The 25,795-nt window shown below is 71.9% G+C and carries 34 protein-coding genes; 1 reads left to right on the top strand and 33 read right to left on the bottom strand.

What is annotated here, in order from left to right:
- Position 1 precedes the first annotated feature (1 nt).
- The 3 genes from BD833_RS21020 to BD833_RS21010 are packed head-to-tail and all read right to left on the bottom strand — an operon-like array spanning position 2 to position 5,893.
- Complete coding sequence (locus tag BD833_RS21020; RefSeq protein ID WP_166535116.1) at positions 2-1,198, bottom strand: Gp37-like protein; 1,197 nt, start codon at positions 1,196-1,198, stop codon at positions 2-4.
- On the bottom strand, positions 1,195-2,229 hold the full coding sequence (locus BD833_RS21015; RefSeq protein WP_166535115.1) for a hypothetical protein: 1,035 nt from the start codon (positions 2,227-2,229) through the stop codon (positions 1,195-1,197). Before BD833_RS21015 ends, BD833_RS21020 begins: the two co-directional genes overlap by 4 nt.
- Positions 2,230-2,239: 10 nt before the next feature.
- Complete coding sequence (locus tag BD833_RS21010) at positions 2,240-5,893, bottom strand: phage tail tape measure protein (protein WP_166535114.1); 3,654 nt, start codon at positions 5,891-5,893, stop codon at positions 2,240-2,242.
- 185 nt (positions 5,894-6,078) lie between these two features.
- On the opposite strand from BD833_RS21010, the gene BD833_RS21005 reads away from it, so the two are divergent.
- Positions 6,079-6,231: a hypothetical protein gene (locus tag BD833_RS21005; RefSeq protein WP_166535113.1), complete on the top strand. Its 153-nt coding sequence runs from the start codon at positions 6,079-6,081 to the stop codon at positions 6,229-6,231.
- Positions 6,232-6,562: 331 nt separating this feature from the next.
- Here the strand turns inward: BD833_RS21005 and BD833_RS21000 are convergent, their stop codons facing one another.
- The 30 genes from BD833_RS21000 to BD833_RS20855 form a co-directional block, all read right to left on the bottom strand.
- The gene (locus BD833_RS21000; protein WP_166535112.1) at positions 6,563-7,129 is read right to left on the bottom strand and encodes a hypothetical protein; all 567 of its coding nucleotides are present in this window, start codon (positions 7,127-7,129) and stop codon (positions 6,563-6,565) included.
- An 88-nt stretch (positions 7,130-7,217) separates the two neighbouring features.
- Positions 7,218-7,859 carry an HNH endonuclease gene (locus BD833_RS20995; RefSeq protein ID WP_166535111.1) on the bottom strand — a complete coding sequence of 214 codons (642 nt, stop codon included), beginning with the start codon at positions 7,857-7,859 and terminating at the stop codon, positions 7,218-7,220.
- 100 nt (positions 7,860-7,959) lie between these two features.
- Entirely contained in the window at positions 7,960-8,466 is a 507-nt protein-coding gene (locus BD833_RS20990) for a phage tail tube protein (protein WP_166535110.1), read from the bottom strand.
- Between the two features lie 95 nt (positions 8,467-8,561).
- Complete coding sequence (locus BD833_RS20985; protein WP_166535109.1) at positions 8,562-8,873, bottom strand: hypothetical protein; 312 nt, start codon at positions 8,871-8,873, stop codon at positions 8,562-8,564.
- Positions 8,874-8,883: 10 nt separating this feature from the next.
- Positions 8,884-9,282, bottom strand: a complete 399-nt coding sequence (locus BD833_RS20980) for a hypothetical protein (protein WP_166535108.1) — start codon at positions 9,280-9,282, stop codon at positions 8,884-8,886.
- Positions 9,279-9,677, bottom strand: coding sequence for a hypothetical protein (locus tag BD833_RS20975; RefSeq protein WP_166535107.1), 399 nt, complete (start codon positions 9,675-9,677; stop codon positions 9,279-9,281). The genes BD833_RS20980 and BD833_RS20975 overlap by 4 nt, the downstream gene beginning before the upstream one ends.
- A 1-nt stretch (position 9,678) precedes the next feature.
- On the bottom strand, positions 9,679-10,086 hold the full coding sequence (locus BD833_RS20970; RefSeq protein ID WP_166535106.1) for a DUF6093 family protein: 408 nt from the start codon (positions 10,084-10,086) through the stop codon (positions 9,679-9,681).
- The gene (locus BD833_RS20965) at positions 10,086-10,460 is read right to left on the bottom strand and encodes a hypothetical protein (RefSeq protein ID WP_166535105.1); all 375 of its coding nucleotides are present in this window, start codon (positions 10,458-10,460) and stop codon (positions 10,086-10,088) included. The genes BD833_RS20970 and BD833_RS20965 overlap by 1 nt, the downstream gene beginning before the upstream one ends.
- Positions 10,461-10,554: 94 nt before the next feature.
- Positions 10,555-10,899: a hypothetical protein gene (locus tag BD833_RS20960; RefSeq protein ID WP_166535104.1), complete on the bottom strand. Its 345-nt coding sequence runs from the start codon at positions 10,897-10,899 to the stop codon at positions 10,555-10,557.
- A 3-nt stretch (positions 10,900-10,902) separates the two neighbouring features.
- On the bottom strand, positions 10,903-11,961 hold the full coding sequence (locus BD833_RS20955) for a major capsid protein (protein ID WP_166535103.1): 1,059 nt from the start codon (positions 11,959-11,961) through the stop codon (positions 10,903-10,905).
- 16 nt (positions 11,962-11,977) lie between these two features.
- On the bottom strand, positions 11,978-12,382 hold the full coding sequence (locus BD833_RS20950) for a potassium transporter (RefSeq protein WP_166535102.1): 405 nt from the start codon (positions 12,380-12,382) through the stop codon (positions 11,978-11,980).
- 75 nt (positions 12,383-12,457) lie between these two features.
- A complete protein-coding gene (locus tag BD833_RS20945; protein WP_166535101.1) occupies positions 12,458-13,168 on the bottom strand; it encodes a hypothetical protein in 711 nt (236 codons plus the stop codon).
- A gap of 111 nt (positions 13,169-13,279) precedes the next feature.
- Positions 13,280-14,356 (bottom strand): hypothetical protein, encoded by a 1,077-nt coding sequence (locus tag BD833_RS20940; protein ID WP_166535100.1) that lies wholly within the window; start codon positions 14,354-14,356, stop codon positions 13,280-13,282.
- Positions 14,343-15,743 carry a phage portal protein gene (locus BD833_RS20935; protein ID WP_166535099.1) on the bottom strand — a complete coding sequence of 467 codons (1,401 nt, stop codon included), beginning with the start codon at positions 15,741-15,743 and terminating at the stop codon, positions 14,343-14,345. Before BD833_RS20935 ends, BD833_RS20940 begins: the two co-directional genes overlap by 14 nt.
- Before the next feature lie 10 nt (positions 15,744-15,753).
- Entirely contained in the window at positions 15,754-17,502 is a 1,749-nt protein-coding gene (locus BD833_RS20930; RefSeq protein WP_166535098.1) for a terminase large subunit, read from the bottom strand.
- The gene (locus tag BD833_RS20925; RefSeq protein ID WP_166535097.1) at positions 17,465-17,926 is read right to left on the bottom strand and encodes a phage terminase small subunit P27 family; all 462 of its coding nucleotides are present in this window, start codon (positions 17,924-17,926) and stop codon (positions 17,465-17,467) included. Before BD833_RS20925 ends, BD833_RS20930 begins: the two co-directional genes overlap by 38 nt.
- 545 nt (positions 17,927-18,471) lie before the next feature.
- Positions 18,472-19,122 carry a GIY-YIG nuclease family protein gene (locus tag BD833_RS20920; protein WP_166535096.1) on the bottom strand — a complete coding sequence of 217 codons (651 nt, stop codon included), beginning with the start codon at positions 19,120-19,122 and terminating at the stop codon, positions 18,472-18,474.
- Positions 19,119-19,391, bottom strand: a complete 273-nt coding sequence (locus BD833_RS20915; RefSeq protein ID WP_166535095.1) for a hypothetical protein — start codon at positions 19,389-19,391, stop codon at positions 19,119-19,121. The genes BD833_RS20920 and BD833_RS20915 overlap by 4 nt, the downstream gene beginning before the upstream one ends.
- Positions 19,361-19,798, bottom strand: coding sequence for a hypothetical protein (locus BD833_RS20910; RefSeq protein ID WP_166535094.1), 438 nt, complete (start codon positions 19,796-19,798; stop codon positions 19,361-19,363). Before BD833_RS20910 ends, BD833_RS20915 begins: the two co-directional genes overlap by 31 nt.
- The gene (locus tag BD833_RS20905; protein ID WP_166535093.1) at positions 19,795-20,688 is read right to left on the bottom strand and encodes a hypothetical protein; all 894 of its coding nucleotides are present in this window, start codon (positions 20,686-20,688) and stop codon (positions 19,795-19,797) included. Before BD833_RS20905 ends, BD833_RS20910 begins: the two co-directional genes overlap by 4 nt.
- Positions 20,685-21,239 (bottom strand): HNH endonuclease, encoded by a 555-nt coding sequence (locus BD833_RS20900; RefSeq protein ID WP_166535092.1) that lies wholly within the window; start codon positions 21,237-21,239, stop codon positions 20,685-20,687. Before BD833_RS20900 ends, BD833_RS20905 begins: the two co-directional genes overlap by 4 nt.
- Positions 21,236-21,613, bottom strand: coding sequence for an HNH endonuclease (locus BD833_RS20895; protein WP_166535091.1), 378 nt, complete (start codon positions 21,611-21,613; stop codon positions 21,236-21,238). The genes BD833_RS20900 and BD833_RS20895 overlap by 4 nt, the downstream gene beginning before the upstream one ends.
- 116 nt (positions 21,614-21,729) lie before the next feature.
- A complete protein-coding gene (locus tag BD833_RS20890; protein ID WP_166535090.1) occupies positions 21,730-22,923 on the bottom strand; it encodes a hypothetical protein in 1,194 nt (397 codons plus the stop codon).
- Between the two features lie 90 nt (positions 22,924-23,013).
- The gene (locus BD833_RS23490; protein WP_166535089.1) at positions 23,014-23,547 is read right to left on the bottom strand and encodes an NUMOD4 motif-containing HNH endonuclease; all 534 of its coding nucleotides are present in this window, start codon (positions 23,545-23,547) and stop codon (positions 23,014-23,016) included.
- Positions 23,540-23,917, bottom strand: coding sequence for a hypothetical protein (locus BD833_RS20880; protein WP_166535088.1), 378 nt, complete (start codon positions 23,915-23,917; stop codon positions 23,540-23,542). Before BD833_RS20880 ends, BD833_RS23490 begins: the two co-directional genes overlap by 8 nt.
- Entirely contained in the window at positions 23,914-24,297 is a 384-nt protein-coding gene (locus BD833_RS22825) for a hypothetical protein (RefSeq protein WP_208092803.1), read from the bottom strand. The genes BD833_RS20880 and BD833_RS22825 overlap by 4 nt, the downstream gene beginning before the upstream one ends.
- Positions 24,287-24,736: a hypothetical protein gene (locus BD833_RS20870; protein ID WP_166535087.1), complete on the bottom strand. Its 450-nt coding sequence runs from the start codon at positions 24,734-24,736 to the stop codon at positions 24,287-24,289. The genes BD833_RS22825 and BD833_RS20870 overlap by 11 nt, the downstream gene beginning before the upstream one ends.
- On the bottom strand, positions 24,733-24,894 hold the full coding sequence (locus tag BD833_RS20865; RefSeq protein ID WP_166535086.1) for a hypothetical protein: 162 nt from the start codon (positions 24,892-24,894) through the stop codon (positions 24,733-24,735). The genes BD833_RS20870 and BD833_RS20865 overlap by 4 nt, the downstream gene beginning before the upstream one ends.
- Positions 24,895-25,060: 166 nt before the next feature.
- A complete protein-coding gene (locus BD833_RS20860) occupies positions 25,061-25,396 on the bottom strand; it encodes a hypothetical protein (RefSeq protein ID WP_166535085.1) in 336 nt (111 codons plus the stop codon).
- Positions 25,393-25,770, bottom strand: coding sequence for a DUF7736 domain-containing protein (locus tag BD833_RS20855; protein WP_166535084.1), 378 nt, complete (start codon positions 25,768-25,770; stop codon positions 25,393-25,395). Before BD833_RS20855 ends, BD833_RS20860 begins: the two co-directional genes overlap by 4 nt.
- Positions 25,771-25,795 lie beyond the last annotated feature (25 nt).

The raw sequence follows: 25,795 nt of genomic DNA, 5'->3' as shown, positions 1-25,795 counted from the left end.
ATCAGGGACTCCTCTTGAGAACGGCGATGTCCCGCAGCGCGCGGGCGGTCTGCTGCTGGTCCCGGGTCTTCGGCGCGTCCGGGGTGCCGACGACCACCGACACCCGCTCGGTCGGCTGCCCGGCCTCCACGCTGACCACCGTGGTGGCCTCGCGGATCTTGTCCTCGGCCGGGTCCAGGCCCGGCAGGTCGTAGCCGACGATGTCGCCGACCCGCACGTCGCGCCGGTACACCAGGTCGGGGCCGAGCATCGGGGTGAACGAGATCGCCACCGGGCCGCGGCCGTCGGCGAGCGCTTCCTGGCCGGCGCGGGTGGCCTCGGCCAGCTTGTCGGTGCTGTCCGGGGCGATGTGCCGCTGGTCGACGAAGGTCTCCACCACCCGGCCCCACAGTGCCTCCGCCGCGGTGTCGCGCAGCTCGAGGAACTCCCGGGCCGCGAGCTCGCCGCCCAGCCCCAGCAGGGGCCGGGTCGTGGTCGGCGCCGACACCTCGTAGGACCAGTCGGAGATCAGCCCGGCGGCGGTCGAGCCCGCGGTGCCGAACCGCACGTCGGTGGACAGGTCCCGCACCGGCTCCACCACCAGGTCCAGCCACGCGCCGGCGACGTCCTCGGCGTGCCGCACGGTGACCCGCAGGTTCCCCGCCTCGGCGAGGGACTGGACGAGCACCCCGAGGTTGTCCAGCCGCCCGGACACCTGCGTGCCCCCGCCACGGCCGAGGGAGACCGGGAGCCGCAGCCGGGCCAGCTGCCGGTCCGCCAGGGCCGACCCGCCGATGTGCGAGGCGATGTAGCCGATGATCAGGTCCTCGACCGCGCCGGAGCGCAGGTCGTAGGCGGCGGGGAACGTGGTGATCGATGCGCCCACGGCGTGGGCGGGGGAGGGGCGCACGACTCGGCCGCCCAGCGGGGCCAGGTCGGAGGCGAACGCCACCTCGACGGTCTCCTCCGTGCGTTCGCCGTTCCAGATCACCCCGCGGCGGATCTTCGTGATCTGACCGGAGGTGATCTGCTGCCCGCCGGAGTCGAGGATGCAGCCCATGCCGGGGGAGAAGACGCCCAGCGCCGACGGCGGTCCGGTCACCGTCCAGGAGTCCGGAGGCCCGTATCGCTCCACCAGCACCAGCTGACGCCAGCCCGAGATCGGGTCGTAGGTGCGGCCGAGGTCGGCGTTCCGGGGGTGGATCAGCCAGTCGCTCACCACAGCGACCTGTGCAGCTCGCGCCAGGAGAGGCGTACCCGGGTCGCCGTGGTCCCGCCCGGGGCGGACACGTTGAGGACGTTCAGCCCGGGGTAGAAGGGCCGGAGCGTGGATCCCCGCGCCACCCGGCCGGCCGCCAGCTCACCGGTCCAGCCGGGCGTCGTCCGCGGGTCCCCGGCGCCCAGCCGGATCGAGCGGGCGCGCGGGTCGGCCACCAGCCTCAGCGCCATCCCGGCCGGCACCCCGTCCGGGACGCTCACCGACCACGCCTGGTCGGTGAGGACACGCACCGCGCCGTCGTCGCCGGTCACCAAGGGCGACAGCTCCCCGGCGAACGAGGTCATCGGGCCGACCAGCTCGAGGGTGGGGTGCACCTCCACCTCGGAGTTGACCTGTACCTGCATCCCCTCGCCGATCACCGCCGAGGAGGACAGCGCGCGGGGCCACGGCGCGTCGGTGCCGCCGGCCACCCCGAGGAACGCGCCGCCCGCACCAGCCATCTGGAACTCGACGGTGCGACTGGTTCGGGCCGCGGCGAACGGCTGGCAGGCCGTCGCCCGCAGGCCGAACTTCCGCCAGTGCAGGCCGGCCTGGTCGACGCCGTAGTCGCCCTGCAGCCCATCGGTGTAGACGGCGGTCAGCTCACGCTCGCTGGTTGCGGTGATCCCGATGACGCGGAACTCGCCGAGCAGCGGATCCACCAGAGCGCGGAGGGAGTCCATCAGCGCCCGATGCGTCGCGTTCTGGCGGTCCCGGGCGGTCACCTTGATCGGGATGAACAGCGGCCGCTCCTCCGCGCGCACATCGTCCAGGACCGACCCGGCCACCCCCGGCACCCGCCTGGTCGCCACGTCCACCGGGGGCATGTCCAGCCCCGTCGCACCGGCCAGCGCCTTCCACCCCGTCGAGTCGTCCAGCGGGATGCGCCGGCGACCGTCGAGGGACTCCAGGACCAGCTTCGGCACCGGCTCCTTGGTCGGCCGCACCACCGAGGGAACCGACCGCGGCGACGCCAGGAAGTACGCGCTCACCGCCGCCCCCTCAGGTCCATGCCGGGGCCAAGGCCGCCTGCTGCTGGTTGTGCGCCTGGACCGCGCGGATGACCGACGTCGGGTTGTCCCGGGTCACCACGGTCAGGGACTGCGCGTGGCGAGCGACGACCGCGCCCAGCCGGTCGTAGTCGATCGGCGCCGTCGCGGTCGCCGACAGGCCGGCGTCGACCAGCCGGCTGTTCGGCACGACCGTCTCCGTGCCACCGGTGCCGTTGAACGTGAACCCGGGCAGCAGTGGCCCGCCGGAGTCCCGCACGTGCGGGTTGAACAGGCTGCCCGGCTTCAGGAAGTCGACGATCGCGCCCCTGAGGTACGAGGCGATGTGCACGTGGTCTTCGTGGTCGGCCTCGGTCGCCGGCGAGTACTTGTGGTCCTGGCCCCGCTTGATGTCCGGCCGGTCGTCCCCGAGCCCGTCGTAGATCAGCTCGTACAGGTTCGCGCCGTGGTTGTCGTACCACCAGCGGTTCATCCGGGCCATGTAGGCGTTCCCGGCGCCGCCAGGCACGCCCTGCAGACCGACGTCGATGGCCTTCCCGCGGCCGTGCGCGTCGTTGGTGTTCCGCACCGACGAGTTGAGCTTCGCCTGCGGGAACGCGGCCTGCGTCATCGCCCACAGGTCACGCCACGAGCCCCCGACAGCCCCGGTGCCCAGGCGCCCGCTGCCGTTCTCGCGCAGCCACGCCACCGCGGCGTCGTACTCGGTCTGCATCGCCGCATCCGCCGCGGTGGAGAGCGGCATCCGGAACGGCGCCGTCGACCGCGGCCGGGGCACGTCGGTCTCGTCCCGGAACCCGCCGTCGGCGAACTCCTGGAACTGCACCCCCAGGCGGTCACCGACCTGCCGCCAGATGTCCACCGACCTGGTCCGCTTGGCCGGCGACAGCGGGATGTACGCCTCCCCGCCGGTCTCAGGCTCCGCCCACAGGCGCATGGCGCCGGCGGGAGCGATCTGCGCCGTGTGGTCTTCCACCCCACCGTCGGCGTATGCCTGGTAGCCGCGGCCGGTGGCCATGTGGCTGATCTGCGGCTTGCCGAGCGCGCCGAGGATCGGGTTGATGCCGCCGACGATCGTCAGGCCGTAGCGGTCGACGACCTGGGCGATGGTGGTGGTCCCTGCCTGCAGCTCGGCGGCTACGCCGGCCGCGACGTCGGCCCCCATCTTCCGGGACAGTTCGGCGAGCACCGGGGCGGCCATCGTGAACTGGGCGCCCCAGGCGTCGGTCGCTTCCTTCGCCCGCGCCGCCATGATGACGTCGAACTCGTCCAGCTCAGCATCTGACCGGTTCACCAGATCGGCGACCAGCGGCGCCCCCTCGGGGCCCATCCGCGCCAGCTCATCCAGCGTCCCCTGGGACACCCGGCCGGCGAGGACCAGCATGTTGAGCTGCCAGTTCTCCTGCGCCGTGACCTGATCCCGCAGGCGCTGCATGTACTCCTCGAAGGAGAACCCGGTGTCGACGACGAAGTCTCGCCACGCGTCGGCGCCCTTCCCGGCCTCCTCCGCGGCCTTGATCGCCGCGGCCTCCTCGGCCGCCTTCTTCTCGTCCAGCAGGCCGGTGTAGACGCCGAGCGGGTTGATGAACGCGGCCAGCGACGCTCCGAGCTCCTCGGTCTTCGCCCGTAGCTCTTCGGTCGCGTCCTCGCTGAGCCCCAACGCCGCGGCGTAGCCCTCCAAGCTGCCGTAGGACGCCTCGAGGTTCTGCGCGAGCAGGGCGGTCGACTCGGCCTGCTGCTGAGCGGACTGGGCGGCGACGGTCTGCTCGTTCTTCACCCCGGTCAGCGCTTCGGTGTACGCCGGCATCAGGTTGCGCAGGTCCTCGAGGTCGCCGCCCTGCTCTTCCCAGACGTCGCCGAGTGCCCCGAACGTCTCGGCGGCCAGCTCGACGTTCCCGTTCTCCACCATGAGGGCGAGCGAGTCGCCGATCTGCCCCAGCTGCTTGATGAGCCGGGTTCGACCGGCCGAGCCCTCGTCCCAGGTCTCGGTCCAGAACAGTGGCGAGCTGGCCACGTTGTTCAGCTGGTCCATGAAGCCGGGGTTGATGAGCCGGTCTGCCGCGTCGGCGAAGCTCTCGATCTCGTAGCCGGCTGCGGACAGGCCCCGGAACTGTTCGTCGATCGAGCCGAGCGAGGTGCCCATGCCGAGCAACGCGGCGGTGGTCTCTTCCATCGTGGCCGGCGCCGGGCCCATCGACTGCATCAACGCGTCGACCGCCGAGGCCGCGGCGATGAACCCACCCGCGATCCCGGCGGCCTTCCCGACCTTGCCCAGGGCGGAAGCGGTGCCGGGGCTGACGTCGCGCAGCGTCTGGAACGCCTTGTAGGTCTCGATGGCCCGGGGGAACAGCAGCAGGAACGCGCCGCCAGCGAGCGCAGCCACCCCAGCGATACCCGCCAACCCACCGAGGGTGGCCTGGACCGGCTCGGGGAGGTCGGCGAACCAGCCGGCGATGTCGGCCAGCCCGCCCGCCAAGTCGGCGAGCACCGGGAGGAACACCTCGCCGATCTCGATCGCGGCGTCGTGCACGTTGTTCTTGGCGATCGCGAGCTGGCCCGCGGTGGTGTCGTACCGCTTGGCGGCTTCCTCGACCAGCGCGCTGTTCTGCTCCCACGCCCGGCTGCCCAGGTCCAGGGACTCGGTCAGCAGGTCGCCGGCGCCCTTCATCTGCAGCAGCACCGCGGTGTCCTGGGTGCCCTTGTAGCCGAGGTCGTTGAGGGTGGCGACGACGTTGCCGCCGGACTTCTCCACCCCGTTGAGGCCCTGCACGAAGGCGTCGATCGCGCGGATCGGGTCCGCCTCGAACGCCGCGGCGAACTCCCCGGCCGACATCCCGGCGACGTCGGCGAAGCCCTCCAGCTTGTCCCCGCCGGTCTGCACCGCGGCGTAGACGTCCTGCATCACCCGGGTCATCACGCCGCCGCCGCGCTCGGCGTTGATGCCCATGCTGGTCATCGCGTTCGCGAGCGCCAGGACGTCGGACTCGCTGGCGCCGATCAGCTTCGCGGAGCCGGTCAGGTACGAGGCCATGTTGACGATGTCGGCCTCGGTCGACGCGCCGGCGTTGCCCAGCGCGACCAGCGCCGCACCGAGCCGGCCGACGTCGTCGGGCGCGGTCTGCATGACGTTCATCAGCTGCGCCAGCGACGTCGCCGCCTCGTCGGCCGACAGGTTCGTCGTCTCGCCGAGGTCGACCATCGTGCGGGTGAAGGCGACGATGCTGTCGGTCTTCACGCCGAGCTGGCCGGCGGCCTCAGCGACCGCGGCGATCTCCCCGTGGGTGGCCGGCAGCGTGCGGGCCAGCCCCCGCAGGCCCTGCTCGATCTCGCCGAGCTGCCGCGGGGTGCCGGAGACGGTCTTCGTGACGCCGGCCCACGCCGACTCCCAGTCGACCGCGGCCTTGACCGTCGCGCCCAGGGCGGCCACCGTGACCACGCCGAACCCGGCCAGCGCCGTTCCGGCGTCGTCCCAGGCGCCACGGTTCTTCTGCGCCGACTCGGCCATCCGGCCCAGCGAGGTCGTCGCCTGCCGAGACGTCCGCTCCGACTCGTCCCCGACGCCCTTCACAGACCGCTCGGCCTGCTGCATTTGCTGGCGGAAATCTGCGATGTTCGCCTGGAGACGGACCAGCACGCTGCGATCAGCCACGCACAGTCACCCCCTGGTCTACGGTCAGTCTCATGCGGACAAGAGGAGTGGCGGGGCCGCTCGTTGGCCTGCTAGCTGTACTGGCTGGCTGCGGTGGCAGCTCACTCGCAGATGACGACCCAGCTGGCTACGAGGCGTGCCTGATTTACGCCGAACTACGCGGTGGCAACGACCCGCTGGCCGCTATGGGCGCGCTGCTCGAAGCAGGCGAGCAAGCCAGCCGCGCCAGCACCGACGCGATCCGTCAGTCAGCCCAGCAGGTCGGAACCCAATGGATCGTCGACAGCGATGCGCTGGCCGCGGCCTGCGAGGCCAGCGGAATCGGGGACGGTTCCTAGTCGCCCAGCCGCCACGGCTGGAGCTCGAGACCGGTCGGCCGGGTGTCGACCACATAGACCTTGGTGCCCGGGTCGGGTTTCTGCCCCTGCGGGCGGGCGGCCCCACTCTGCTGGGCCGCGCAACCGGCGCACACCACCTCGCGCGCTTCGAACCACCCGTCGGCGTCCGGGTTGTACGTGACGTGCTTGGGCTGCGAGCAGCCCGAGCACAGCGACTCCTCGTAGGCGGCGAGCGCCAGGGTCAGTAGCCGGTCCTCGTCGGTCCACCGCTTCCCGTCCCGCCCCCACCACAGAGACGGCGGCTTCCCCCACGAGCGGGCCGTGCGTAGCGCTAGGAGCGCTCCCGCTGCCTGCGGCCGGCTGAGGACCCCGACGAGAAATTTACGTCGACCTTGGGGGGCTGGAAGTTCGCCAGCGACGCCGCGGTCAGCAGCATCTTCAGCTGGGGTTCCGACGTCTCCTGCAGCCGCCGCAGGAAGTCGACGGTGATGCCCTTCGGCTCGACGACGGCGTCGGCCAGCTGGTGCAGCACCACGGTCTCGGCGTCGGTGACGTTCTGCTTCTTCAGCCGCTTCGCGATCCGCTCCCGCGACTCGTCGGAGCGCCCCTCCACCTTGAACACCAGGCCCGATGCCTCGAACTCGCGGGCAGTCTCCTCGATCCGCTGCCGGATCCCGTCCGGGCTCGCGTCGTTCATGCCGCGGTCCTCGTCGGCCACGAGTTCGGCCAGCCGCAGCTCCCGCTGGAGCCCGTCGATGACCGCGAGCAGATCCGAGCGCTGGTACAGGGTGACGGCCCGGACGGTGCCCGTGACCCCACCAATCCAGGCGTTCAGGTCGAAGGTGTCGGGATCGAGCTCTGGCGTTGCGTCGGAGATCTCGGCGGGGTGGGCGTCCATGGTGTTCCTCCTGGCCGGGCGGCCTGGCCGTAGGTATGGCAGAGGGGCGGCATCCGGCCAGGGATATGCCGCCCCTCTGGTCGAGAACTCAGGCTGCTACGCGCGCGCCCTTCTGGAGGTTGCACCGCAGGTGTGCGGCCTGAACGTTCGCGTGCGTGTGAGCACCACCCCTGCTCAGCGGGATGATGTGGTCGATCGATGGGCTTCGTGGTGCGGGATGAGACGCGTCCATGTCGAGCGGGGCCCCGCACAGCTGACACAGGTAGCGATCGCGGGCATAGATCTCGTCGGGATCGATCCGCTCGGCTTCGTCGGCCTGGATGCTGGCCCGGCGCATCGCCCCATTGCGCTGCCTGGTCGCCCTCACACGGTCCGGGTGGGCGACGCGCCACGCGTCGTCGTACTGGCCAGCCGCCTGTGGATGGGCCGCGTGCCAGTCCCGGTAGTAGTGCGGGGACGACTCACGGAGCTGTCGACTGGCATCACGGACACAGCCGCGACATTCGTACGCCACACCTGCCGGAGCGTTCTTGCGTCGCCGGAACTCGGCCAGCGGCTTCCATTCGGAGCACACCGAGCACTGCTTCCGGCCGTCGATGATGGGCCGGCTCGGGCGGCGAGAGACCCGCGGGTCGCCGTTGCGTCGCCACCGCAAGTAGTGCTTGTTGCACCAGCCGCGGCGGTCCCGCGCACCTGTGCAGCCATCGATCGAGCACGTACCGTCGCCCACGTGGGCACCTCCGCCAAGGTGTCTGCACAGACCCCGGGGCCGTTACCGCGACCCCGGGGTCGTTCTCTCGCCTCGGTTGGTACCGGAGGCCTGCGACAGGTCAGGCCGCGATGACGGCGCGCTCGTCGGTGCCGCCGGACTGCACGTAGAAGTTCAGGGCGAAGCCCTCGTAGCGGCCGCCGTCGGGGGTGAGGAGCCGCGGCGTGCCGGTGAGCACCTCGTACACCTGCACCTCGTCGCCGACGGCGAAGGGCTCCTCGAAGTCCTGACCGATGCGCTGCACCAGGAAGCCACCGATACCGGACTCGGTGAACGTCGTCCACGCCTTGTCCTCCACGGTGGTGGTCCACCGGAAGAACTCCATGCTGGCCGTGTAGTTCACCCGGCCCGGGGCGGAGTCGTTGCCACGGGCGCACAGCGCCGGGTCGTTGACGGTGTCCTCACCGGCCGCGCCCAGGGCGAAGTTGTTAGCCTTCACCAGGCACGAGATGTCGAGCGCACCGGTGGCCGTCACCTCGGCGACGGTCGGGGCGCTCGGGACGAGCAGGGCGGGAACGAACGCCAGCTTGCGCTTGGCGTCCGAGAGCATCTTGGGGATCGGAATCATCTCCTTCGGAGGGCTCACCCGGATCCCCGGGTCGAGCGGTCTGGTTCGCCGCGGCCAGCGCCGCGGTCGTGTGCAGGAGCCAGGCCAGCGGGGCGTCAGCCCTGCGGCTTGGCCGCGTCGACGGCGGCCACGATGTCGTCGCGCCCGGCGTCGGCGGCCACCTCGATGCCGAGCCGCTCGGCGTGGGCCCGCCACACCTCGGTGCCCGATCCCGCGCCGGAGCGCGGCGGCTCGACCTCGCCCATGTCGGACGGCTCGGTGGGAAACGCGGTCCCGTCGGGCACCTGCTCGCGGGCCTTCTGCGACGGCGTCTTCACGTAGTCGGGGAAGTTCGGCAGCGCGCTCTCCGGCAGGAACGCCTTCTTGCCGGTGGCCTTGTGGCGGACCTGGACGAGGGGGATGGCCACGGTGATCTCCTCAGCGGGTGGCGGGAAGTTCGTAGGTGTCGACGGCGACGAACAGCGGGCCGCCGGGGATGTCCCGGTCGGGACGGATGTCGGCCGAGGAGCGGTGCACGACGACACCGGTCTCCCAGCCCTCCACCAGCACCCGCTGGTCGAGGACGGCGTCCCGGCAGCGGGTGGCCACCCAGTCGGCCTGCGTCCGGTCCTGCCCCACCGAGGTGATCTGCCAGCGGAACAGGAAGTGGTCTGCCTGCCGCGCCAGGTCCTCGGCGGAACGGGCGCCGGGGGAGGCGTAGAAGACGGCGTACCGCTGCACCAGCGGCCGGCCCTTCGCGTCGACGGGCACCTCGCCGTCGTAGACGGGGTCCACCGCGCCCCGCAGCCGGGCCAGGAGCGCCTCGTGGACGCTCACAGCAGGTCACCGACCACGGCGCGCGCCAGGTACGTCTGGAAGGCGTCGGCCTCCCGGTCCAGCGCGCCAGCGGGGTCGGGGAACGTCGGGGGCGTGGTGGCGGTGCCCTCGTAGGCGATCCATGCCAGCGAGCCCTGCGCTCGGGGATGGCCGCGCTCGTGGCCGATCTCCGGGCCGATCTCGGCCTCGATCCCGTTGGCGGTCTCCCACGTCTCGTAGGAGATCGACACGGGGATGCGGGAGAAGTAGCCGCTGCCGGCGGCCTCTTCCTGCAGGTCCCGCTTGATGTTCAGCGCGGCCCGCTGCATCACCTTCCACAACTGCCCGTACGCCCGCTCCGGGGCGTACGCCAGGTCCCGCTGCAGGCTTCGCAGCTGGGAGGTGTCGATGTCCACGTCAGCGCACCGCCTCGATCGGCAGCCGGCGCGCCGTCTTCGCGGTACCCGCGTGCGGCGCCCGGACGATGAACTCCCAGCCCACCAGCGCCGGGTCGTTGGGGTTGCTGTCCATGTGCGCGACGTCGTCGCGGCGCACGGCCCCGCTGGCGCCGGTCACCGGCAGGTGCAGCTCAAGCGAGGACACCGCGACAAGCACCTCGCCGGCCTCGGCGTCGGTGGTGCTGCGGCCGCTGTCCTGCACCTTGCAGATGCCGGAGTAGATCGTGACCCGCGGCGGGTCGTCGTAGGTGCCGGTCGCCTCGTTCCATGTGCCCTGGCCGGTCCCCGCGCGGGTGATGGTGCACGTCGAGGTCATCTCGGCCTCTGCAGCCGCACGGGCGATCCCGAGCATCTGAGCGGTGAGCATCAGCGCCGCCAGCCCGGCCGAATCGTGAACGCGGCCGTGGTCGGCCCGCTCAGCAGAGCGATCTCATCGGCGGACGCGTAGAGCAGCCCGGAGGAGACCATCGAGTCACGCGTGAACGACGCGTCGTCGACCTGCCACTGCCGAATCGCCTCAGGGTTCCGGAGCACCCGGATCACCATCGCGGCCACCACTCGGCGGACCAAGCCGACGGAGACCACGTCCCTGCCGAGGCGGTCCTCCAGGTCAGGGACATTGCGCGGAGCCAGCAGCTCCTCCCAGGCGTCGGCGAGCAGGCTCCCGGCCAGACGACGCTCCGCGTCGTTCAGCGTTCGGAACCGGTCCTCGACGTCGGTGACGACAGTCGGATTCGGCACGATCAGACGCCTCCGTTGTCAGTCGCCGCGGTGGAGCGCGTCCTGCCCCCGCCAGCCCTGGGCGGGCGGGGGCAGGACGCGGATGGATCAGCTACTACGGGCGGGCGTCGACCAGCGCGATGATCTCGTCGCGGCTGGCGCCGTCGGGCACCTCGATGTCGAGGCCCTCGGCGTACGCCCGCCACGCCTCCTCGGTCGCACCCTCCCCGCCGCGCGGCGGCTCCTCGGACCCGCCGGCGCCGTCCGGGCTGCCGGCCGTCCCCGAGCTGCCGCTCGACGAGCGCGAGGCACGCGAGGACCGGGCGGCCTTCCCGTCCTCGAGCAGGTGCTCGCCGACCTGCTTGGCCGCCCACCGCGGGACGTCCTCGCCGGCCATCAGCGGCTTGGCCGCACCGGACTCGTCGACGACGACGGTGTTCTCCTTGAGCTTCACCATCACCGATCAGAGCACCTTCACGGACATGGACAGCTCCGCGTTGGCCAGGACCGGCTCACCGATGGCGTCGGCGAACACCTCCACGCCCATCGGGGGCTTCTCGTTCCGGTAGACGCCGGTGACGATGCCGGGCTGCTCGGCGTCCTCGATGCCCCAGCCGGCCTCCAGCGAGGACAGGGTGCGGCCCCAGAACGTGCCGCCGAGCTCGGTGCCGGCGAAGTCGTCGGGGTCGACCGGCGCCGGCAGCGCCTGGATGCGGTCGTCGGGCAGGACCCGCGCGACCGTGCCGTCGACCGACACACGCCGGTCGTAGATCTCGATCGGCGCGATGCCGTACGAGGTCAGCATCGCCCGCACCTCGTCGACCGTCGCCGGACGCGAGCCGCCGCCGGCGAGCACCGTGGCGAACTGCGTGCCCTGCACCAGCGCCCGCAGCCCCCGCGTGGACATCACCCACGAGCCGACGTCCTGCCCGGAGCCGGGCACGTTCGCCCCGTCGCCGTCCCGGTACAGGTCCTGCCAGGTCAGCATCTGCTGGATGCGGTCCGTGCCGGCCACCGACCACAGCGCCGGCGCGGTGAACGTCAGGCCGGCCGGACGACCGAAGTCGTCGTTGAGCCGGTAGTTGTCCTGCGTCAGCGCCGCGATGCCGGTGTTGATGGTGATGCCGCGCAGCCGCTCCATCGAGTCCGCCACCGACCGCACCAGCAGGTCCGTGGTCGCCAGGATGGTGTTCAGGGTCTGCTGGTCGGACACCGAGCCGCCGCGGGCGCGGAGCTGCTCGTACTCGGTGTTCGGCATCCACTGGCCGAGCGCGGGCAGCTCGATGGTGACCCGGTTCGCCGACTGGCGGCGGCCCGGCTCGAGCTCCGCGTCGTAGGCGCGGAACTTCGCGACGTCGACCAGGCCGGTGCGGCCCTTGACGAAGCGGGCCACGATGTCCGGGATGAACCGGTTCGGCAGCCAGCGGGCCAGGGTGCCCCGCCGCTCCTCGTAGGCGGCCAGGGACTCCCGCGCGTACCCGGTGAGGGTGGCGGGGTCGATCAGGTCGGTCCAGAGAGCCATCTCGGATCAACCCCTCTCAGCGGTAGACGACGGTGACGTTGGAGCGCTTCGCGTACGCCACGGGGGCGACGAAGGCCTGGACGCCCTGCGGGACGCGGGCCGGGTTGACCCGGCCGTGGTCGAGCACGGGCACGTTGAGGTCCTCGGTGGACCCCGGGACGACCGGCTGGTCGGTGAAGATGTGGCCCGCCAGCACGCCGGCGCCGGTGACGGTCGCCTCGGTCGAGTCGTAGGGGACCAGCTGGCCGCCGACGAGCGCGACCGGCGTCCCGGACGGGATGTAGCCGTTCGGGTAGTGCGTGCCGGCGGTGAAGGCACCGATGTCGAGCGACTCGGTGCGTCCGTTCCAGATGGCGTGGTCGGAGCGCAGCCACCGGAAGTCACCGCCGGGGGCGAAGCTCTCCGTGCGGAGCTTGGGCATGAGGATCTCCTCGGATCAGGGGGTTGGTTGAGGCGGTCCCGTGTCGGCCCCGCGCGGTGTACTGCGATGCCTGTGTCAGGCGGTGGTCCCGGCGGTCGGCCGGGGCTTGTGGCGCTCGGCGAACAGGTCACGCCCAGCACCGACGCTGGTGACCTTGCTGTCGCCCCTGGTGCCCTGGCTCGGGTCCGGCCGGGGCCCGCCGCCCTTGACGGGGGCTGCGATCGAGTTGACGTAGATCTCCACCCTGGCGGTGTCGATCCCGTCGTCGGTGAGGAAGGCCGACAGGTTGGCCGTCTCCACCAGCGCCTGCGCCTGCTCCGCGGTCTTCCCGCGGGCGGTCAGGCTCGACTTGAGGAGGGTGGCTGCGGCCTTCGAGTAGGCGTCGCGGGCACCCTCGCGCTTCCCTTCGTCCTTGGCCGCGTTGACGGCCTGCTCGGACGGGGTCTGCTGCTGCCGCTGCAGCTCGTCGAACTGTTCGGCCTTCGCCTTCACCTGGTCGTAGTCGGCGCGGGCGTTCGCGCGGGACTCGTGCTGGCGGGCGTAGTGGCGCCAGTAGTTCCGCTGCTGCTCGACGCTCATCTGCTCGAGCGCCGTGCCGTCGGGGAAGCCCTTGTCCGCCGGCGGGTCGGCGGGCGGATCCGCGGGCGGGTCGGCCGGCGGGTCTGCGGGCGGGTCCGCCTCCATCCGGAGGTTGCCGTGCTTCACGCGGCGGGCCGCGAGGAACTGTGCGGCCATCCGCTCGGCGGTCGCCACCTTGAGGTGGCGCGGCAGGGTGCTTCGTGCCATGTGCTGACTCCCGTGTCGGGGTGGGCGGCCGTCCATGTCGGATGGCCGTGCTGTGCATCGAGGCCTCGCCGTGGCGGCGGGTCTCGGTGAGCGCGCTGGAGGGCGCGCAGCTCAGAGGGCGGGCTGATCCGCACGGGCCGCGCCGTAGGCGTCCCGCGCCCGCCGGGCCGCGACGTTGGCCGCGTCGACGGCTGCCCGGTCGGTGATGTAGGCGTTGGCCCTCAGCAGCCGGATGGCGTCGTCCTGGCTAGCGGCCACCTGGTAGATCCCCTCCGGGGTCAACCGGATGGCGGTCGACCGCCGGTACCGCTCGCCCGGAGCCTTCGTGAGCTCACCCAGGTCGCGCCCGATGCCGCGCGTGGTCGTCGCCTCCGTGGTCGCCCGCACCAGCCGGCCGGCGACCGTGGTCGTGTACATGCCGCGGTCGGCGTTCACCACCCGGGCGAAGTCGGCTCCGTCGGCCAGCGCCCGGCGCTGGCCCTCGCTCAGCCCGTTGACGAGGCCGTTGTCCAGCAGCGCCTGCGGGTCCGTGCGGAAGTCGCCAGCCCGGTCCTCCGCGGCAGGGATGTGGGTGCAGTCGCAGCGCTTGTGCCGCTTGAAGCCGTCGCTCCACCGGTACCAGCGGCCGGCGAGGATCGCGCAGCGGGAGCAGCACGGCGGGTTGACCATCCGCACCCAGCCCATGCCGCGGCGCTGCGCGATCTCGGTGCCGACCGCCTGCCGGCCAGCGTCCGTGGCCACGGTGGCCAGCGTGCCGTCCAGCCAGCGCCCTCCGATGGCGAGCGCATCCTGGACGCCGCGGCCCGGTGTGTAGCTGGTGACGTCCCCGTCGCGGGTGATCGCCCCCTGGCGGGCCAGTTTGGCCTGCACCACGGCGCCGTACAGCAGGCTGCCCAGCGGCCGCCCGTCGGCTGCTGTCCCGGCAAAAGCCCGCGGCACGATGGCGCCGGCGGGCTCGTCGGGCTGGTCGGTCTCGGCCAGGAGCGCCGGCACGTAGCTGGCGGCCTCGGCTGCCGCCCGCTGCTGCGTCGCGACCGCCACCGTGACCAGCGCAGGGGCGATCTGCTCCCACGACGTGTCGAACTCGGGGCCCATCCGTGCCCACGCCCGCCGGCCCGCGGCCACCAGGACCAGCTGGAGGCGCTGCAGGGTCCGGTAGAAGTCCTGGGCCGCTTCAGGCGGCGGCATCGGCCGGCGCCGGCACGGTGAGCACCTCGCGGAGCATCCGATCCATCTGCGGATCCATCGCCGCGTCCGCGTCGTCCTGCTCCATGTTGCTGATCTGGACCGACGAGTAGCCCAGGTCCCGTCGGGCCTGCCGCTTGGAGATGATCCCCGCCTGGTACAGCTTCACCGCCGCGTCGGCGGCCTGCGCCCGGGTCGGCGTCGCCGGATCACGCCACAGCATCTCCAGCTGCGCCAGCTCCGGGGCGTCCTCGCCGGTCTGCAGCCGACGCACCTTGCGCATCGTCCGCTCCCAGGCCGCACCGAACGGGCCCTCGGTCTTCGACTCGCACTGCCCGACGAGGCGCGCCTCGTCGGCGCGGATCCCGTCCGCCGACGGCGGGTTGGTGGCGAGCTGCCCCAGGTACCGAAGCGGGAGGCCGGTCACCCCGGCGACGAGCTCGGCGTACGTGGTGACGATGGTCTTGAAGTTCTGCAGGTCGGCCGCGGTGAACTGGTGGAACTTGGCGTCCTTGTTGGCCGTGGCCCACACGGCCCCGAAGTACGCCTCCCACTCGGTCAGCATCTCGCCGGTCTTCGGATCCTTGAAGTCCGCCTGCGTCAGCCCCGCGGCGGTGCGCTGCGGGATGCCCATGACCTCCGTGGCGACCTGCGCCAGCGTGAGCCCTCGCGCGGCCGCGTCCGTCAGGGAGATCACCCGGGACATCTGCGACAGCCCGTACCGCTTGTGCGGGCGAGCACGGTTGACCATCGGCTCGACCATCACCATGCCCGCGCCATGGTCGTCCCGCTCGAACTCTTCGTCGGTCGCCTCTTCCCAGCCCCGGCGGGAACGGACCACGTGCACCGTGGAGTTGGCCAGGTACAGGGTGGCCCGCGACTCGCGGCGCCCGAACGAGTCGTCGGAGTAGAACCGGGCCGCGGCCGTAGTCGCTCGGGTGGCCGGCGACTGCTCGTGTGCCATCTCGAGCGGAGACTCGACCGTGATGAGCGGCGTCTGCTCGTCAGCGGGGTTCGTGCCGACGCAGATGTAGGAGCGTCCGAAGACGAGCGCGTCGGTGTGGGCCAGCGGTGCCTCGTCGTCGAGGTCGTTGGCCTGCCACACCCGTTCGAGCTCGGGGTCTGCGCTCTGCTCCTCGGGCAGCCGGAAACCCTGCCCGACGCACCGTTCGGCGATGGCGTCCACGTAGGTGCCCGGCCACGCCACGATGGTGATGAACTCCTGCAGCTCGGCCGGCACGGCCAGCCCCAGCTGCTTAAGCTGCTGCTCGCCGTCGTAGTACCGGTCGAGCACGTCGAAGCCGGGTCGCTTCTGGGTTCCCTTCCGGTCGGCCGCCAGGCGGGCGTTCAGTCGCCGCAGAGTCCGCGACTCGTCGTCAGTCAGTGCCACGGACTCCTCCTCACCTGCTTCCTCGTCCGAAGACGAACACCGAGCTGTCCACGGGGTCTTCGGCCTCGCCGGCGTCCATGTGTTCCTTCATCGCGACCACGGCCGCGGACACGCCGTCGATCTTGTCGGCGGAGCGGTCCTTGTCGGGCTTCACGTTCCCCGCCGGGTCCATCCGGACGGCGAGGTTGTCGACCATCCACCGCATCACCGGGTTCCCGCCGTGCACGTACCGGCGCGAGAGGACCAGGCGGAGAATCTCCTTCATCGGCGCCGACGTGGACGCGAACCCCTGGCCCACCGGCACGCACGTGAGGCCTTCCTCGCCGAGGCGGCGGACGACGTCAGTGGCGCCCCACCGGTCGAACCCGATGGTGCGCACCTCGAACCGCTCCGCGTCCTTCAGCACCGTGTCGACGATGAAGTCGTTGTCGATCACGTTGCCGGGCGTTGTCATCAGGATGCCGTTGCGCTTCCACACCGTGGCCTCACCGGCCGTGCGCTTGTCCAGGTCGTCCATCCGGGCTTCGGGGATCCAGAACCGCCACAGCACCTCGTGCCGGTCACCGTCACCGAAGTCCCAGCACAGCGCGGTGATGTCGTTCACCGACGCCAGGTCCAGGCCTCCGTGACACGGCCGGCCGACCAGCTTCGACTCGTCGACCATGCCCGCGGTGTCGTCCCAGGCGCCCAGCTCGAGGTACTTCGTCTCCTGCTTGGTGCGGATCCCGAGGTGCAGGCGCAGGAACTTCGCCAGGTCAGCGGGGGAGTCCTTCGCCTTCGCGGCCTCCTTCGCCAGGAAGGATCGGGTGGGGGAGATCCCGAACCCCGGGTTGGCCTTCCGCCACGTCGCCTCGACGAACGGGTCGTCGTCCTTCGAGGCCGCCCACACCACGCCGAACACCGTCGCGTCGGTGATGACCCGCGCGGCCAGCTGCTCGATACGCTTCCGCTTCCGCGCGTAGATCGTGTTCGGCCGGCCGTCGTCGGCGGTGGTGATCGTCGCGACCAGGGGCTGATCCCGGGAACCAGTACCGGTCTCCAGGGTCTCCACCATGTCGGCGGACTTGTGGACGTGCAGCTCGTCGATGACCGCGCAGTGGATGTTCGCGCCGTGCTGGGCGTCGGCCACCGACGAGATGGCCTGGAAGTACGAGGCCGTGGCCGGGTGCACGATCCGCTTTGCGTAGGCCCGCAGGTGCTTGCTCAGCGCCGGCGCGTTCTCCACCAGCGCCTTTACCGGGGCGAACACGAACCCTGCCTGTTCGGTCGTCGTCGCCGCGGCGATGACCTCCGCGCCCGACTCGCCGTCGGCCGCGGTCATGTATACGGCGATCCCGCCGAGCGTCGTCGACTTCCCGTTCTTCCGCGGGATGTCGACGTACAGCTCCCGGATCACCCGCACCCACCGGCCGGCGTCCTCGTCGAACCGGACCCAGCCGAACACCGGGGCCAGGACGTAGGCCACCTGCCACGGGTCCGGCTTGAGCGGCTGCCCGGCCCACTTGCCCTTCGTGTGCCGCAGCAGCCCGAACGCCTTCAGCACCCGGTCGACCCGCTCCGGGTCGAACCGGACGCCCGGCGTCCCGAGCTCACCAGGCTCCGGGGTCTTGATCGCGGGTGGGCAGTCAGGCAGCGGGATGCCCCGCGAGACCAGATACCAGGCGACCTCGGGGGACAGCTTCAGCCGCTCGAGCTCCTCGGCGTCCGGGAGCTCGACGTCGTCAGCTGCCGGCGAAGGGGTTCTCGTCCTCCTCGCCATCGCCCGTCACCTTTCCCAGCGCCATCTCCGCCGCCGGGGACAAGCCGAACAGGTTGGCGAAGGCCCGCAGCTCGCGGCCGGCGTTGCGCGCGATCCCGACCGCCGGGTGCGGCAGCGTGCCCTGCTTGGCCTCGATCGTCAGGCCCTCCCGCTTCACCGTCCGCGTCGCCTCGACGAAGATCGACCAGGTCGTGCAGTAGGCCGTGAGGATCGCCCGGTCCTCCTCCTTCAGGAGGTCCAGCCGCTGCAGGCCCGGGACGACGCGGCGCCACTCGGCCGCAGCCTCGCGGTCCAGCCACGTCGGCGGCCTCGGCGCGATCCGACGGAACGACGGCGGCGTCTTCACCTTCCGGCCGCCCGAGTCGGTGCCGTTCCCGCGGCCCTTCAAGAGCTGGAGGGTGGCCGGCTGCTGCTGAGCGGGCATGGCCGAGACCCCCCTACATCGTTCTGAGACGGTGTGCGCGTGTCACCCCGGCGGTCCAGGGATCTTGGTCGGCCGGAGGGGGTCCCCCCACCCCGCCGCGGGTCAACGCCGGTTCCACCCGCCCGGCTGCGCGCTCGCGGTGTGCGTGCCGTGGCACGAGGCGCACAGACCACGCCCGTGCACCGGATCGTTCGGATCCAGACCCGCCGCGACGAGCTCCCGGCGACTGCGCGGCCAGTGGTCAGCGACCGTCGCATGACTGCTTCGACACAGCACGCACACCCGGTCACGGTCGAGCACCTCGACACGAAACCGAGACACGTGCTCGCCGGAGTAGCCGCGCTGCGCTGCGGTGCCACGCTCACGGTCGCTGTCCCGACGGCAGCTGGCGCACCGGCCGGTGCCGGGGTGCAGCTGCTTGCAGCTCGGACACCTGGACGCTGGACGTGTCGGCATCAGCGTCGCGCCTTGGAGACAGTTGTCCCGTTGGCAGGATCGTGACGCGTCACGCGCGCTCCGTCAAGTCGCGGCGGCGGCACGGCGCGTCAACGCCTGAGCTTCTGCATGGTGCCGCGCTTCGAGCGGTAGCGGTGAGCGAACCGAGCAGGGTCGCCGCGCCGCTCCCGGATCGCGGCGGCCTGCTCGAGGATCACGCGGTCAGGGCGGAACCACTCTCGGCCGTCGAGGAGAGAGCCCGCGAACTGCTGGTGTCGCTGGCGCTCGAGCTCCGGCGATCCCGGCTCTACCGCGAGGAGGACGGAGCCCGGCGGGTAGGAGCGCAGCCGGCGCCGGACGTCCACGCTGTACCCGATCTTGACGCGCTCGCCCACCTCGATGAAGTAGACGAAGCCCGGCTGGTCGCCGCGGAAACGCTCGTCGGCAGCGTGTCGGCTCGCGACTCGACTGCGCTGCTCCCTCTCGCGCTGCGCAGCGTCGAGGGCGGGGTGATTCAGCTCGTGGTGGCGGAAGTCGGCCTCGAGCAGCCGGTCCTCCAGGACCGCGTCCGCCACGGCATCAGCGTGCGACAGGCAGAGAGGACCGATCCGGATACGGAAGACCGCGCCGGTCGCCCGATGGACGAAGGGCTTCAGGTCGTCGTGGCAACCCGGCCACGCGCACTCGGTGACGTTCGGGGTCTGCCGGTTCAAGCGGTCGCTCTTGCGGTCGACCGAGCGGCGGATCGTCCGACGGGTCACGACGCATCCCTACTCGGCCGGGGCGACAGTTCCCGGCGAGCACGTTGACGCGTCGCCGCCTCGGCGCGCATGACCGCGAGCCCCGTGAACAGCGGCCGGCCGAAGTTGTCCAGGCCGGCGACCTCGAGGTGACCGCGCTGCTTCCACTTCCGGATGGCCGACTCGCTGACCCCAGCCAGGGTCGCCGCCTCGGACACGCTGATCAGGTCGGTCTGCAGGTCGTAGGGCAGGTCCATCGTCACCGACTCCCAGCGGTGGCGTCGGCCCACGCTGGCATCGTCGGCGCGAGCACCGTGGGCAGGTGGTCGACCATCAACTCGGACTCCAGGCGGATCTGCTCCCATAGCATCCGGTACGCGCGCTGCGGCAGGTAGCCGCTCTCGTGCAGTGCCTTGCGCGGGACCTCGGTCAGCGCGCGGTGCACCAGGTGGAGCAGCTCGTGGGTGAGCACCGAGCGCTTCTGGTCGTCGTCGAGCGCGGTCCAGAAGTCCTTCTGGATCCGCACCTCGGCGACGTACCGCCCCTCGCACGGGAGTACGGAGGCATGGCACCCCGGCTCGGCTGCCTTGCTGCTGAGGTACACGTCCCAGTGGCTGAGGTTCAAGGCGTCGCGCAGCTGCCAGAGGTAGCCCTGCACCGCGTCGGCCTGCTCGGTCGTGCACTTCAGCTTGCTCACGAGGTCGCGCCTCTCCGCTCGGCCTTCGCGAGCTTGCGGAGGTAGGGCTCGAAGCCGCGCACCTTCGCGTGGTACTCCTCGCGGGTCCATGCCCGGCTGCACGCCTGACAGCGGATGTGGTCGTCGCCGGCGGTCTCCACGACGGCGCGGACCTTGCAGTACATGCACGGCTCGTCCCGCAGCGTCGTGGCTTTCGTGAGGCCCAGCGTCACCCGGACGCGGCTGCGCCAGTGCAGCAGCCGGTCGGCGGCCTTCCACCCGGCCTCGGTGACGTACATCGGGGCGTCGAGCTGAGGAACTGCACGGGGGTCGTTCGGGTCAGCATTCGACCGGGTCACCGCGTACTCGGTCGCCGGGTGCACCACCCAGGCGGTCAGGTGCGCGGAGAGCAGGCGAGCGGCCATCTGCGTCTCGCGGCCGGCCCGGCCGCGGCGCTTCGTCCGCTCCCACGGGTCCTCGTCGGTGCGCACGACGGCCGACAGGCCAGCGGTGTCCCGGACGACGTCCTCCCACACCGTCAGCAGCTGGTGCACGACCTCCTGCAGGTGCAGCGCCGGGCCGTTCAGCAGCAGCGGAGACCCGAGCGGGCCAGAGCGACCACCACCACCGCTGCGGTTGGTGCTAGACGGCCGGTGCGGCATGGCCTGCTCGAGGTCGGCGTACAGCTGCGGGACGTCGGCGAGCACGGCTGCGACGGCCCGCTCGCAGGAGTCGCACAGCGGACGCGCTGCCGCGGCCCCGACCTTGACGCGCTGATCGCCGACGACGACGGTCTCCGCCGCGGTGCAGGCCCGGCCACGGTTGCACCGGAGCCGGACAGCGCAGCTGGTGTCGGCCGCGTTGGGTCGGTGATCTCCTCGCTCGCACGCTGCGGAGGGAATGTTGCTCACGGGGTCGGGGGCTCCTCGGTCGCGATGATCGGCAGGTCGGTGCGGCGGACTCGGCGGACGAGCCGGCCGACGTAGGAGGGGTGGAGGTCTAGACGTCGGCCGATGGCCTTGCAGCTCTCGCCAGCCGCGTGGGCTTCGCGGATGGCTGCGACGTCGGCGTCGGACAGCTTCGCTCGGCCGTTGGCCAGCGAGCGGGGAGCTACTTGGCGACCGCGCGACACCATGTCGTCGGTGTTCTGCGCCGGTGTACCTGCGTAGAGGTGCTGCGGGTTGCAGCACGGGGGGTTGTCGCAGCGGTGGAGCACCAAGTGGCCTTCGGGGATGGCGCCATGCGCGAGTACGAACGCAACACGGTGAGCCAGCTCCAGCCCATCGACCCCCTGGATCTGCCCGTAGCCCTTGCGGTTCCTGCTACCGCTGAACTCCCAGCACTCGTCATCCGAGAGTCGAGGGAGCCGCCGAGCGAGGCGATCCGCCACGCTCGGCCATGTCCGGACCCGCCCGTCCACGGAGCGCACGACCCGCCGCTCGCGGAGCTCCTCGGGCGTCACTGTCCTGATCCAGAGGCCGGGCGGTCATGGGTGACCGTGCCGTCGTGGTGTAGGTAGACCCGGGCGGGTCGGTCGTCCCACCGCAGGGGGATGTCGGATGGGTCGATGCCGAACAGATGGCGGCTGAGCAGCCATCCGAGCCGTAGAGCGGCCGACCGATTGGCTTCCAGATGTCCGTGACAGCCGGTCGTCCCGTCCCCGCACAGCAGCACCAGGAGGGCGGGGGAGTGGATGCCGGCCCAGCTGGTGCCGCCCATGCCGCGGGGGATGCGGTGGTGCACCGAGCCGCCGCGGCCGCCCGGGAGCGGTGCACCGCAGCGGCGGCAGGCGTGCCCGTCGCGGTCGATCACCAGCTGGCGCACGTCGGCCGGCATCGGGTTCGGCTTCGTCCGCCGCGGAGGTCGGGCCGCCGGGGCTCGTCGGTGCATCGGAGTGCGGCGGAGGCCAGCGACCGCGGTCAGCGGCATGGTCCTGGCCAGAGGGGTGCGCTTCACGCGGATCCTCCAGAGCGGGATCGTCTGCGGCCCCGGCGGGTGCGCCGAGGACCAGGGGAGGGAGGAGGTTGCTTCGGGTGGTCAGGTGAGGCGCGGGTGGGTGGTGACCCACCCGACCCGACCAGAGCCGACCCGTCCCCGGCCCGTCCCGGCCTAGACCGATCGGTCGCGGATCGGTCGGTGCGCGACTCGGGTGCCGCGACTCCCGCGGGTGCGGGGTGCTGGCATTCCGGTGCGCTGTCCTCGGTGGCCGCGACTCCCGACGGTTCGGGGTGCTGGTCGGCCGAGGGCGGCGCCGCTACTCCCGCCGTGGCGGGGTGCGTTGCGCCGGTCGTGCCCGCGTCCGGTGCCGCGACGCCCACCTGGCTGGTGGGGTGCTGGTCGCCGGGTGCGGTGGTGCTCCGGGCCGGCGCCGCGACTCCCGCTGCAGCGGGGTGCGACACCTCCGGCCCGGACGTCGTGGGGGTGTCGAACATCCTGGCGCGCTCGCCGATGACCGCGTCGGCGGGGACAGCGTGTCCGCGCTCGGCGAGCAGGTCGACGGTGGAGCGGATGAAGATCAGCGGGGACGGCGGCGGGCGGAGCTGCCAGCGGGCGGCGTAGTCGGCGCGGGCGGCTTCGTCGTCGCGGGCGTCGAGCCACTCCTTCCCGCGGCGGCCGTTGCAGCCGGCGCAGGCGACGACCAGGTCCTCTGGGCCGGTGGCGCCCTGCCCGGCCTGGAGGTGGTCCAGGGCCTTGCCGCGGGCGGACCTGTTGTCGTTGGGCTGGACGACGCGGCCGCACCAGCGGCAGGCGTCGCCGTCGCGGAGGAAGACGGCGGTCTGGAGCTCCGGGTTCCGGGTGTCGGCCTTCTGCTGCTTCTCCCACGCGACCTCGGCGGCGAGGCGGATGTGGATCAGCTCGGGGGCGTCGTCGATGAGCTTCCAGCGGCGGGTGGTGCCGCGGCCGTCGAGCGGGCGGATCAGGCCGGCGCGCTCGCAGCGGCGCAGCAGCTGCGAGGCGCTCGGGCCGCCGGCGAGGTTGATCTGGCCGCGGGTGATCACGTAGTCGGTGGAGGCGTTCGCCGACAGGGCAGCGAGCTCGAGGAAGAAGCCCCTGCACGCCGGGCCCATCAGCGGGGCGGCCGGGTCGTTGAGGGCGAGGATCCGGGGGTCGGTGGCGAAGGTGTCGCCGACGCGCAGCCATGCCATCGGGCGGTCACCTCCTCCAGGTCGCGGGTCGGGGCTGGTCGTGGGCGTGGTGCAGGGGCCGGCCGCGTAGCGGCCGGGGTGGGGCTGGGGTCACGCGGCGGGCGCGGCATTCGGCTGGTGCGCGCCGTGGCCTGCACCGGTCATCCGACGGCGGCGGCGGGCCCATCGCTCTCGGCCGCACGCGCGGCACTCGCGCTGCCCACGCCCGGTGTAGGTGTTCGCCTCGGTGAACTCGTGGTTGTGCTTGCAGTGCGTCTTGCGGGCGTTGAGCTGGCGGCCCATCCGGAGCATGTCCGCCGTGTTCTCGGCCGGGCTGCCCCAGGCGAGGTTGCACGCTCGGTTGTTGCTGGGGTCGCCGTCCATGTGCCGACCGACTTCTCCCGGAGAAGCCGGGCCCGTGAAAGCGAGGAGGACCAGGCGGTGCACGCGGTGATGAGCTGGCGCCCCGTCACGGTGCAATGTGACGGCCCGATAACCGTCCTTGTCGATCTTCGCGGCGCATATCCCGCCTCGGGTTCCGCGACGTGGCAGGGAACGGACTCGCCCGAGATCGCTCACGTCGTAGATGCCCTCGTAGCCTGGGATTGGGCGCCACGTCTCGGCTGAAGCGGCCGGGTCACCCACGGGGTCCACCGCCCATCAGCGCGGTGACCAGTTCGTCCACCGCGTCACGGGCAGCGGCCGCCAGCTGGCGCACCCGGCGGGTGGGGTGCGCCAGGCCCATGGCGAGGACGTCCTCCGCCGGCGGGCGGGCCGGGGCGATCGCCCCATCCGCGCGCAGCTGGCCGGTCAGCACCTCCAGCCGCTCGTCCTCCGCGGCCTCCTCGGCCAGCTCCTCCGGCTCGCCGTCGGCAGCCCCGGCCACCCGGTCCACGTCGTCCTCGGACCACCAGCCCGTACGGGCCCCGACGGCGCACAGCTGCTCCACCGACTGCCCGCGGCGGAGACGCTCCGCGATCGCGGCATCGACGTCGGCCGGGGCGGTGACGGTCATGACGGGCTCCTCGGAGACTCGTGGTGGCGGAACGTGAAGGTCAGCTCTTCGTCGCCTAGCCGGAACGTCTGGGCGCGGACGGCAACCTGGGGTGCGGTGACCGCGTCCGGGTCGGGCGCGGGCTCGTCCTCAGCAGCGGGTTCCGGCTCCGGCCCCGCCTCGGGCTCCGGCCGGCGCCGGCGGAACAGCCGAAGGAGGCGGCGGAGCAGCCCCACCAGCGCCTTCCACAGCGACGGCGGCCGCTCCTCGCCCAGCGCATCCCGCAGCAGCTCCAGCTTGTAGAGCACGTAGAACGACGTCGCCCACGCCGGCGTCGCGAACAGCACCCCGCCGACGAACGTCACGTGGTCGTCGAGCACCCCGAGCAGGTCACCCAGCACGGTCGTCCTCCAGCCCGGCGGCGGGGGCAGCCAGCGCGGCGGCAGGAGCGCATTCGACGGCGGTCCAGTCCGCGACGGCGACTCCGCACCAGGCGCCGCACGTCGAGCACGGGGCCTGGCTCTGGCCCCAGGTGAAGCGCAGTTGGCCACGGCAGAAGACCTCGGCCCCGTCGTCGGTCCAGGTGCTGTTCTCGCAACGCGCCACGAGCACCGGCCGCCCGTCCCGCACCTGGTCGCTGTCCGGCGTCACCGACGGGGCGAGGTGGGTGATCTCCCTCCGGACGAAGCGGCTAATCCAGTCCTGTGCCTTCTCGCATCGCGGGCATTCGCCTGCGTACTGCCCAGCGCCCCTCAGCTCCGGTGTGCACGCTTCTGAGTGCTCGGTGGGCTGGGCGGCAGCCGGCCGCTCGAAGTCGCCCCTCTGGGCGTCGTTGCTCATTCGCTGACCTCGCGTCCATCCAGGCTGTGGTGCACCACGACCCAGCCCATTGAGCCGTCCTCGCGCTTGACCGGTTCCGACCGAGGGCCGCACGCGCAGAACTCGGTCGTCTCGTGCTCGATGAGGTCGCCGCGCGGGACGACGTGAGCGGCGGTCACCGGTAAATCCAGCGGATGACCGAGCCGTCGCCGTGCGATTCGCCCTTGCCGTCAGGGCCTGCGTGCCCGGCTGGCTCAGTGCAGGTCGTCGTGCCGCCCGGCTTCCTCATGTCGCAGAGCGGTGTCATCGCGCCCCGCTCAAAGTGGCCCCTCTGGGCGTCCGCGGTCACTGGTCGCCCCCGATGGCCTGATCGAGCACGGCGCGGATCTCGGCTGCGGCGCGGAACCGGGTCTCCTTGTCGAGCAGCACGCTGTCTTCGAGCAGATCGGCCAGGGCGTACATGCCGCGCACGGCGGCGAGCAGCTTCGGGGCCGTGTTGACGGCGGCCACGATCGCGGCGGCGTCGGCCGGCGTCGTGCTCCGGTTGGTGACGAACTCGACGTTCTCCTTGCCGCCCATGACGCAGCAGCCGTTGGTATCCGTCAGCCACGGCCCGGGCGTCGCGGCGGCCAGCGCCTGCTCCAGCTCGTCGAGCATCGCCAGCGGCTCGGAGGCGGTCACCGGGCACCGCCGAGTCGCTCCAGGCCGTCGAGCACGCCCATGGCAGGCAGGGGCTCACCGAGGACGATCTCCACGACGTGCCCGTGCGCGTCCTCGATGCGGTCCAGCCACAGCTCGATGGCCGACCGGACGTCATCGCGGGCCAGGCCCGACCAGTCGGGCATGTTCTCGACCGCACCCGGCATCCACGGCACCTGGGAGATCACCTTGCGGGCGACACCGTCCATCAGCTCGCGGCTGGCCATGTGGTGCGTCATCACCGGCCAGCCCGCGAGGTCCGTGATGGCCTCGTGCAGCTGGGAGAACTCGCACAGCAGCTTGCCGCTGGCCACCGACAGCGCCACGCCGATCGGGTAGGTCTTCGTCTCGCTCATCGCTGGTGCCTTTCGGGTCGGGGCT

The sequence above is a fragment of the Blastococcus xanthinilyticus genome (assembly GCF_008124835.1).
Classification (GTDB): Bacteria; Actinomycetota; Actinomycetes; order Mycobacteriales; family Geodermatophilaceae; genus Blastococcus; species Blastococcus xanthinilyticus.
Note: the sequence above shows the minus strand (reverse complement) of the source record. Positions and strands in the feature narration are given on the sequence as shown.